The organism is Algoriphagus sp., assembly GCF_024642405.1.
Taxonomy (GTDB): Bacteria; Bacteroidota; Bacteroidia; order Cytophagales; family Cyclobacteriaceae; genus Algoriphagus.
In genome coordinates, this window is record NZ_JAHEBC010000382.1 from 1 (window position 1) to 3,478 (window position 3,478).

The window sequence follows — 3,478 nt, forward strand, 5'->3', positions numbered from 1 at the left end:
GCTAATTTTTCTAGCTGCTCCATTTTTAGTCGTCTGGATGGTTTATACAGTTTTAATTGCAGAGGTAGATATTGAAGAAACTTTTGAGGAGCAATGGTACCAGGATCGGCCGGATTTGCGAGGAGGAGAATGAGTGAGATTCGATAGGAAAAGGCTGAAATCGGATTTCAACTTATTACTGCTGGATAGAGTTTAGCTAAAAAAGAAGAATCCTACCTAAGCTGTGGGATTCTTAGTTCATCTTAGTTTCCATCAATCTAGTTACTCTTCAAATACCAATAGACTCCTCCGGCGATAACTTTTTCTTTTATTCGCTCCATTGATTTGCCAAAGGAGCCTCCTTTTTCAGTTTTTATCATTTCATTCAATTGGGTTTGCAGATCAGCAAATGGCTTCATGCTTCGGTCCAAGCCACCTTCCTTGTTTTGGCTTGTCCAAAGTTTGCGGTGTTTGGCTTGCATTTCAATTAGCCTTTCTTGCATATCTGTTAAGTACTTTATTCGTTTGCTACTATCCCAATTTTCTTTTTGCTGACCATAATTTCTGATCTCAGCTCCGATACGAACCATTCTGATTCCATTTTTAAGTTCCTCCCGTATCAGTTGCTGTTCCTCATTTTGAACATTAAACTTGCTTTCCGCATGTTGATTTAATTCGATTTCTAAATAATCCAGATGTTCGCTTAATCCTTGGAAGTCAAAGCTTTTTTGATTCTGAAAACGACCTGCCAACAAGTTGTAAAACTCTTCCCCTCCTAGGTCTGGTAGTTTTTTCTCTATTGCTCCATAAATGGTTTTTTCCAGGACAGGGTCTGCCATTCCAAACTGATATGCCATGAAGTTGTGGCTCATATTTGGCATATGTCGTTCCTCATAGTGATAAAGCCTTCCCATATCTAGGACGATGCCCCCAAGTTCATTGTTTTGATCTTGGAAAAGGAAAGAGTTGAGATATTGCTCCAGGGGTAAGTTCCGAGATGTGGATGAATTCCAGCTGATAGCTCCTCCATAGGCGATTCCAGGCAAGCTTACTGGTTCATATTGCCAGTGTCCCATATCTCCCCAATCTGTCAAAAGCATTCCTTTGGCACCGTTTTTCAACCCATTTAACACAGCGTTTTCAATATTTGCGAGCATGTTGTCCGTGCGACCGGTAAACGTCATCCAGCTGCTTGTCCCAGGGCAAACCATAAATTCAAGCCCATTTTCCTTGAAAACTTTGGTTTTTTCACCAAAAGGATGCTCTCTTTCATATCCCCACTCCAAAACGGTAATATCCTTGGGTAGGTCAGGAATCAACTCGGGATGTTTTCCGATTATATCTCCCCACATCCAGAACTCCTTGCCTTGCGATTTAGCCATTTCATAGATTTGTAGGGTGTAGTCTAAGTATACTCTTCCCACACCAATATTTTCAGCCAAAGCAGCACTGTTGCAATGGCCTAATTCAAAAGGCTCATCGAGATTGCCATTGAATTTATTGGAGGTGAAGTTCGGTAAGAGATCGGTCATCATTTGGCCCACCAGTTGAATACTCTCTGGATTTGTTGGATCCAGAGTCGTTTTGGTTTTTTGCAGAGGCAAAATTTCATATCCATCCGGGCATTCGGCTAAATGTTCAAATTCTGTTGTATTAAGCCAAGCTTGCATATGTCCCAAGGAGTTTTGGTTGGGTACCAACTCAATGAAGCGAGCTTTACAATAGGCATCCAGCTCACGAATCTCCTCAGGAGTCATTGGAGTTTCTTTTCCCTCCCACAAAGATTTATAGCTAGGATAGGCAAAGGAAAACCCCTCTATATAAAGTTCTAGGTGATTGTATTTTAGTAAAGAGAGTTTATCAACTAGGGCTTTGGCGGTAGAGAGTTGCGGGATTTTATCACGACTGATGTCCATCATATAGCCTCGAATTTTTAAATCTGGTGAATCCTCCATTTTTAGGCAGGATATCGATTCGGGAAATTGAACCTGAAGATGATGTAGGGTGACCATGCCGTAATAGGCTCCGGCTGGTTGCGAATATTGAATTTCAATACCTTTTGGAGAAATATCTAGAAGATAACCTTCCTCAGGCAAGTCAGAGTTTTCAGTGAAAATCAAATTGCCAGTGGTCCCGAGTCCTGTAAGGCTTTTTTTCAGCAATCGTTGCACCCATATCTCAGTGTCTGGCAAGCTTGAAGAGATCTTCCATGCATCAGGCCAGCTGAATACCCCCTTTTCTGCCTTGAGTTTTTTTGGCAAAGGCAAAATATGCAAGAAGCTGTTGGAGTCATTTTGGAATTGAAAATGGTAAAAAGTGGCTTCCTGATTAGTGTTTTTAACGGCAAGTCGCTCATACTCATTTTTAGCTTTATCGTATTCTGAATTAAGAAAAATGAGTATCACAGTAATGATTGCTAGCAAACAGAGAATTACGATTCCGGTTATTTTAAATACTTTTTTCATGGGGTAATTTTTTATAATGTTGGGTTGAGCTGCTCGAGTCTTTCTAATCCTTTTGCAGAGCACATTCCTCTAAGGTAAATCATAGAGGTGTTGGCGATCAGTTTCTGATTGGGAAGGCCCAGTCCTCTATAAATCTGGCCTCTAGTAATCCCAGAATAAAGGTGCTGCATGGCAATAAAGGATACCTCATTGTTTATAGTAGAAACAAAAAAACCCTGTTGTTTTCCTGATTCTATGGTGTCCAAGAAAAACTGCTCAATACCTCTAAGGGTGTTTTTTAAATCATCTTGTAATTGAGGATAGAATTTATTGAGGTCAGAGTAGAATTTTGGATTGATCTCAAATTCCAGCTGAGATACCCGGTTTAGCAGACCAAAGAGCGCTTCGACTTCATCTGTTGCAGCTTCACCCAACAACCTGAGATCTACCATCATTTCTCCATAGTGTTTTTCAAGGCAGGCCTTCAGTAAGCCCATTTTATCTCCGAAAAGCTTATAAACCGTTTTGCTAGAGATTCCAGTCAAATCAGTGAGTTCTTGAATGGTAAAGGACTGCGTTCCACTTTTAAGGAATTCAGAAAGAGCGATGTCTAATATTTCAGCTTTGGAAATTTCTGTCTCAGGCATGGAAAATTTATCTGGTGTTATATTTTCCACAAGTTTAATGGAAAATATAAGCAATCGCAAATTTTCCAAGGGGATTTGGACTTTATATGGAATTAGATTTTGAAAACAAATTCAATTGAGAAAAGAAGCATGTCCTGAACCTTGCCCTTCTGTCTCAGCGAGTGAATCGACCAGAATTTTGACTATTTTCCTTTATTCCTGTAAATGGCAGAGAGTCGTATCTTTATACCATGACTACCTCCGAATCGTATGCTCAACTCATCAAATCCACTTCCAAGCAATTGGGCTTTGATTTTTGTGGAATTGCCAAAGCAGAATTTTTAGAGGAGGAAGCCCCAAGATTAGAAGCTTGGCTCAATCAAAATTACCAGGGCGATATGGCCTATTTGGGCAACCATTTCGACAAAC

Annotated in this window: 2 protein-coding genes and 1 pseudogene; 1 reads left to right on the top strand and 2 read right to left on the bottom strand. The window is 40.3% G+C overall.

Features of this window, described 5'->3' with window-relative positions; translation table 11 throughout:
* Positions 1–257: 257 nt before the first annotated feature.
* The gene (locus tag Q0L68_RS18090; protein ID WP_296705663.1) at positions 258–2,444 is read right to left on the bottom strand and encodes a family 20 glycosylhydrolase; all 2,187 of its coding nucleotides are present in this window, start codon (positions 2,442–2,444) and stop codon (positions 258–260) included.
* An 11-nt stretch (positions 2,445–2,455) separates the two neighbouring features.
* A complete protein-coding gene (locus Q0L68_RS18095) occupies positions 2,456–3,100 on the bottom strand; it encodes a TetR/AcrR family transcriptional regulator (protein ID WP_296705664.1) in 645 nt (214 codons plus the stop codon).
* A 200-nt stretch (positions 3,101–3,300) separates the two neighbouring features.
* Here Q0L68_RS18095 and Q0L68_RS18100 point away from each other — a divergent pair.
* Positions 3,301–3,478 (top strand): annotated as a pseudogene (locus tag Q0L68_RS18100) (tRNA epoxyqueuosine(34) reductase QueG); the annotation flags it as partial.